This is a genomic window from Burkholderia sp. Ac-20353 (genome assembly GCF_017104785.1).
Lineage (GTDB): Bacteria > Pseudomonadota > Gammaproteobacteria > Burkholderiales > Burkholderiaceae > Burkholderia.
Window position 1 is genome coordinate 1 of the sequence record NZ_JAAGPL010000325.1, and the last position, 6048, is coordinate 6048.

4 protein-coding genes and 1 pseudogene are annotated in these 6048 nt (G+C 67.8%); 4 read left to right on the top strand and 1 reads right to left on the bottom strand.

The annotated features are described in order from the left end of the window. On the top strand, nucleotides 1-686 hold a 686-nt coding region (locus tag G3N94_RS39170; RefSeq protein ID WP_205799564.1), incomplete at its 5' end, for a phage tail protein. A gap of 212 nt (nucleotides 687-898) precedes the next feature. Continuing rightward, nucleotides 899-1918, top strand: coding sequence for a transporter (locus G3N94_RS39175; RefSeq protein ID WP_205799565.1), 1020 nt, complete (start codon nucleotides 899-901; stop codon nucleotides 1916-1918). 86 nt (nucleotides 1919-2004) lie between these two features. Here the strand turns inward: G3N94_RS39175 and G3N94_RS39180 are convergent, their stop codons facing one another. Continuing rightward, entirely contained in the window at nucleotides 2005-4170 is a 2166-nt protein-coding gene (locus G3N94_RS39180) for a M1 family metallopeptidase (RefSeq protein WP_205799566.1), read from the bottom strand. 643 nt (nucleotides 4171-4813) lie between these two features. Here G3N94_RS39180 and G3N94_RS39185 point away from each other — a divergent pair. Both G3N94_RS39185 and G3N94_RS39190 read left to right on the top strand, forming a co-directional pair. Then, nucleotides 4814-5311: an LEA type 2 family protein gene (locus tag G3N94_RS39185; RefSeq protein WP_205799567.1), complete on the top strand. Its 498-nt coding sequence runs from the start codon at nucleotides 4814-4816 to the stop codon at nucleotides 5309-5311. Nucleotides 5312-5415: 104 nt separating this feature from the next. Further along, nucleotides 5416-6048 (top strand): annotated as a pseudogene (locus tag G3N94_RS39190) (methyltransferase); the annotation flags it as partial.

The window sequence follows — 6048 nt, forward strand, 5'->3', positions numbered from 1 at the left end:
CGCAACCGGCGGCGAAGGCCGCCCCCGCGAGCGGCGCTGCAGCGCCGCTCGCGCAGAACAATGCGGCGAGCGCGCCGCAGCCGGCCACGATCGTCAACGAAGACCCGGCATCAAGAACCGTTGCGTCCGCATCGTCGTCGCCCGCGGCCGATAACAGCCGCCTGTCGCGCGCACTCGCGAACGGCGCCGACGACGCGTCGGGCGCGGCGCCGGCTGCTGCCGCGAAAACGGCGAAGGCCGCGAAGCCCGACGCCGCGAAAGACGCGAAGCTCGCCGCGCGCAGCAAGGCCGAGACCAAGGCTGAAACCAAGGCAGACGCGAAGGCCGAAGCGCGCAAGCATCGCAAGGAACAGCAGGCTGAAGTCGCGCAGGCGAAGAAGCGCCATGATGCATCGGCGCGCACCGCGAGCGCGAAATCGTCCGGGAAGGACGATCCGGACGCGGACCTGCTCGCGGCGCTCGTCGCGCGCACGAAGCCGGCCGACAGGAAGGCCGCATCGTCGGGCGCGCAGGCGGTGCCCACCAAGGCGTCGGCGAAGGCCGGCACGACGCTTGCCGCGCGCGTGAAGGAGTGCGGCGAACGCGGCTTCTTCGAGGACCAGCTGTGCCGGTGGCGCGTGTGCGAAGGCCAATGGGGCAAGGATCCGTCGTGCCCGACGGCCGCGCAGTCGCAGAGCCGCCAGTAAGCTGCCTGCCGTTTCGTCCTCCGTCTTCCGTCAGCGCCGCCCGCCGGGCGGCGCGCGTTTTTCTGGCGCCGAAAAGCCGCTTTGTGACACAGTCACGAAAGTGTCGCTTTCATCGGGCATACGTCATCCTTTCTTATCTTGCGCGGCGCCTGTCGCGCGGACGCCGGCTGTCCGCGACGCGCGAGCGGCGCCGCGCGCCGCACGACTTCGACATGATCGTTCAGACTTACGGCGCGGATACGTCCGGCATCGTGTGCGGGTTCCGCTTCACGCCGGGGGAGCCGGGCGCGACGCTCGACGCGGACGGCGCGGCCGAGTGGCTGCGCACGCAACGCGCGGCCGGCGCCGACGATGCGTTCGTCTGGCTGCACTTCAACCTCGCGCACGGCGCGAGCGAGCGCTGGATGCGCACCCATCTCGGGCTGCCCGACAGCTTCTTCGAATTCCTGCACGAGGGATCGCGCTCGACGCGCATCGGGCAGGAGGACGGCGCGCTGCGCGCGATCGTCAACGACGTGATGTTCAACCTCGAGCTGACGCCATCGGAGATCGCGACGATGTTCGTCCATGTCGAGCAGCGGATCATGGTCACCGCACGGCTCAAGCCGCTGCGCTCGGTCGACACGCTGCGCGCGAGCGTGCGCGACGGCGAGCGGTTCCGTTCGCCCGCGGAACTGCTCGTGCATCTGCTGCGCGACCAGGCCGACCTGATGATTCGCATCGTGCGGAGCAAGAGCGTCGACGTCGACCGCATCGAGGATCGTTTCCTGTCGCAGCGCCTGACCGCGAGCCGCGTCGAGCTGGGCGTGATGCGCCGCACGCTGACGCGTCTGCAGCGCATGCTCGCGCCGGAGCCGGGCGCGATCTTCCGGCTGCTCGCGAAGCCGCCCGCGTGGCTGCACGCGGAGGACGTGCAGGAACTGCGCGAGTCGACCGAGGAGTTTTCGCTGGTGCTCGCCGATCTCGCGGGGCTCGTCGAGCGGATCAAGCTGTTGCAGGAAGAGATCGGCTCGCGCCTCGACGAGCAGAACAACCGCACGCTGTTCACGCTGACGCTCGTGACCGTCGTCGCGCTGCCGATCAACATCGTTGCGGGATTCTTCGGGATGAACGTCGGCGGGATTCCGCTTTCGGAGAACAAGCACGGCTTCTGGCTGATGGTGCTGTTCGTCGCGGGCTTCACCGGGCTCGCCGCGTGGTGGGCGTTCCGGCGGCGCGGCGGCGAACGCTAGCGCGGCCGCCGGAAGCAGGCGCCGCCGGCCGGACGCGCAATCCTTCGCGCGAACGGCAGGCGACAGCCGGCACACGCGTGCCGTGATTACCGCGTGAGCGCCTTACGCGGCTTGAACGTGCCCTGATAGCGCAGCGACGGACGCTCCTTCGTCGTCGAAATACCGTCGAAGCTCGGCGTCTGGCGCAGCACCATCGCGGCCGGCGACGCGACCGAACCGATCGACGTCGAGCGCGACGCCGGCGCGAGGTTGTTCGCGACGAGCAGCGCGGCTTCGCTCTTCAGGTTCGCGAGCAGCACCGGATCGGTCGAGCGGTTGACCTGCGTGAGCAGCCCGCTCCATGCGGCATCGCTGTAGTTCACGACGTAGTAGTCGAGACCGCTCGGGTCCGCGACTACCGCCGAGCAACCGTCGACCCGGACCTGCGTCTGCGTGTCCTTTAGCGCGACCGTCGTGCGGTTCGCGAGCCCTTGCCCGTACGCGAGCGTGACCGGCACCGTCCACTGCGTGCCCGGATATGCGTTCTTGTTCGGGAACGGCTGCTGCTTCAGCGTGATCACGTTCTGGTTCTTCGTCAGGTCGCACTGCGCGTCGAGCGAGATCAGCGGCACGCCGGTCTGGCGCACGTAGCTGTCGCCGATCGGGCCGACCGGCTGGCCGCTCGCCTTCGACAGCGCGTCCCACAGGCGCTTCGGCGTGCCGTTGCCGAACGAGTAGTCGGTCAGGTACTGCTGCAGACCCTTGCGCAGCGTCTCTTCGCCGAGATAGTTCTCGAGCGTCTTCAGCACGTGGCCGCCCTTGTCGTACGTGAACGCGCTCGCGCTCAGCACGAAGTCGTTAGACGCCCAGCCGTTGAAGTTCGGCGCGACCGGGAACGCGTTCGGGCCGATGTCACGGTTGATCACGCGATACTTGTTCTTCACCTGGTCGAGCCACGTGAACTGGTCGGGGAAGAACCGGATCGTCGTCTTCGTCTCGAAGAACGTCGCGAACGATTCGTTGAGCCACACGTTGTCCCACCAGTCGGCGGTCACGAGATCGCCGAACCACTGGTGCGCGACTTCGTGCGTGAGCACCTCGTTGCCATAGCGCGACATCGGCTGGCCCGGCTGCGGCAGGATGTCGTCGGCGAATTCGAGGATCGAGCCCCAGTTCTCCATCCCGCCGAAGTTCAGGTCCTTCTGCTCCTTGAACGCGTCGTTCGCGGCGACCGTGTCGAACTTCGTCAGCGGCAGCGCAATGCCCGTGTAGTTGTAGTAGAAGTCGAGCGCCTGCTTGGTGCGGTCCATTGCCGGCTTCGCCCAGTCGCGCATGCCCGGCGGCGTGAACACGCGCAGGTGCAGCCCGCCCTTGTTGCCCGGCAGCGGGCTCGTGAAGTCGTCCTCGTAGGTGTCGAACAGGCCGCCGCCGAAGAACAGCAGGTACGACGGCATCGGCGGGGTCTTCTCGAACGTCACGAGCTTGTAGCCGCCGCCGACGTTCGTCGACGGCTTCTCGGCCGCGTTCGACACGACGCGCCAGTTCTGCGGCACTTCGGCGGTCACTTCATAGGTCGGGCGGAACGCCGGCTCGTCCCAGCCGGGGAACCACTGGCGCGACAGGTTGGTTTCGCCCTGCGTGAGGATCGCGCCGCTCGTCGTGCCGTCGGTGCTCTTCAGGTCGACGCGGAAGATCCCTTCGGCCGCCGAGCAGCCCGGATACGGATCGTCGCCGCAGCTGCCGCCCGTCTGCTTGACCGGATCGTCATACGACTTGAAGTTGATGATGCCCGTCCACTCCATGTGCAGCGAGTAGTTGCCGGCGGCGATCGTGCCGCTCACGGGGCGCAGCTGGTAGAAGTCGCCCTTGTCCTGCGGGGTCGCGATCAGCTGCACGTTGCCCGGCTGCAGCGTGATGCGGCCGTTCGTGAACTTGATCCGGTGGCCGGCGATCACGATCGACGTGACGGGCTTGAGCACCTTGATCTCGACGTCGGCGCGGCCGTCGAACCCATTCAGCGCGTCGTTCGGGCGGAACCACAGCCGGTAGTTGACCGGCACGACGGTGTCGGGCAGCTCGACAGGCGGCACGCTCTTGTCGACATTCGACGCGGTGGGCGGCGTGGTGGCGGCGGGCGACGAGCCCGCATTCGGCGCACCGGCGGAGCTGAGCGCGGAAGCCGAGCCGACGCCGCTGTCGTCGCCGCCGCACCCGGCGAGCGCGAGGGCCGCGACGAGCGGCAGATAACGCATCTTGCGAATGTTCATCGACATACTGAAACCTCGATTATTGGAAGAGTCGTTCAGTGCTGTGAAAACCGCCGGCAAAAGCATTCCCCCGCCGTTAATCAACAGCGATGCGAAATGCCAATGGCGGATTATTCGAAAAGACGGCGGACGGACTACGTGACGGTAATCATGGTTTGCTGCCCCCTCGGTATTCTCGATTGTCGGTGGACTTGCCGGTTCTGGATTGCCGGGCGCGGATTGGTGTGAATGGATTTCGCGCACGGCATACGGCGGCACGCCCGGGCGGGCGCGCAACCGCATCGAACCGACGACCTGTGGAGCAGGCCGGACCTGGCCGCCGGGCGGCGCGGATGGCGTGTGCAGTCATCCGTAAAATCGCCGTCATGCGGTTTGAAGGTTTGTCGGCCTGTTCGAAGGATGGGTCAATATACTTGATGGCTTTGCGTAAAGGAAACGAAAAAAATAAGAGCGCGCGTCTATTGGAATTGTCGCGATCCATTGAATGGGCGTGGTCGTTGTCGGATATTTCCGTTTAGCCTTCGATTTCGTAGTTTTAATGTATTAACGATTGGCTGGCCACGTGCGGACTACGAAATTCGGTGCACTCGCGCGTGCCCGGTACAATGCCGCAACGAACCAACGTCTGTTAGCCGCGAGGAGGCTGTTCATGCCACGAGCCCTGTTCCGGGTGGCGCCGCTGCGCGCCGTGCTGCTGCTGCTGATCGCTGCCGTGCTCGGGCTCGGCGGCTGCGCGAGCCTGACGCGCGAGCCGGTGCGCGTGACCGTCGCGGGCCTCGAGCCGCTGGTCGGGCAGGGGCTCGAGATGCGCTTCAACCTGAAGCTGCGCGTGCAGAACCCGAACGACGCGCCGATCGACTACGACGGCATCGCGGTGACGCTCGAGCTGAACGGCCAGCCGTTCGCGAGCGGCGTCAGCGATCGCACGGGCGTCGTGCCGCGCTTCGGCGAGGCCGTGCTGGACGTGCCGGTGTCGGTATCCGCGTTCGCGGCGGCGCGGCAGGCCTTCAATCTCGCCGGCGCCGCATCGGCGGGCGAGCTGCCGTATGCGCTGCGCGGCCGGCTCGCGGGCGGCGTGTTCGGCGCTGCCCACTTCACCGATGCGGGCACGCTGCGCCTGCCGGCGATGCCGGGCTGGGGCCAGTGAATGCGCCGCGCTTTGCCGGGCGCGGCAAAGCAGGGTATAAGGTGTCGTTCGCGCGGCGCGCCGCCGCCGCGCGCTGAAGCCAACCGTTACACCACCGAGTTCGCGTGACCGATTTCCCCGTATTCCACTGGACCGACGCCGACGGCGCCGATCATGCCGTGCGCTGGCGCTCCGAAGCCGGCGTGGCGCCGCCGAAGCGCGCGGTGCCCGCCGACGACCGCCTCAACGCCGACGTCGCGTATCGCCTCGCGTGCGAGGGCACCGCGCTCGTCTGGCAGGGCGACTTCCAGAACGCGCGCCAGCTCGTGCAGGCGCTGGCGCGCCGCGTCGATCGCAAGCCGAAGAAGGCGAAGGCCGCCGCCGGCGTCGACGCGTTCAACCTGCATCGTCTCGCGCAATCGCAGCGCGCGCGCACGCTCGGCATGTTGCTGATTCCGCTCGACGCCGACTACACGATTCCGCTGCGCCGCGCGCCGGACGTGCGGGCTGCGTGCGAGGAGGCGTACGGCCCCGGCGGCGCGCCGTCGGTCGTGTCGCTGCGCGAACTGCTCGGGCTCGTCGGCGCGCACGAATGGCGCAAGAAGGGCGTGCCGGTTCCGGCGCTCGGCGGCGCGGCGATTCATCCGCACTACGGTGTGTTCTCGCCGGTGCGCGGCGAGTACGTCGAGCTCGTCGCGCGCGCGCCGCTGCCGGCCGACACGCTCGCGTTCGATGTCGGCACCGGCACCGCCGTGCTG

Bases quoted from the DNA above. Each gene is read 5' to 3' on its own strand.
- G3N94_RS39175 (WP_205799565.1), top strand. From the start codon at position 899: ATGATCGTTCAGACTTACGGCGCGGATACGTCCGGCATCGTGTGCGGG.
- G3N94_RS39180 (WP_205799566.1), bottom strand. From the start codon at position 4,170: ATGTCGATGAACATTCGCAAGATGCGTTATCTGCCGCTCGTCGCGGCC.
- G3N94_RS39185 (WP_205799567.1), top strand. From the start codon at position 4,814: ATGCCACGAGCCCTGTTCCGGGTGGCGCCGCTGCGCGCCGTGCTGCTG.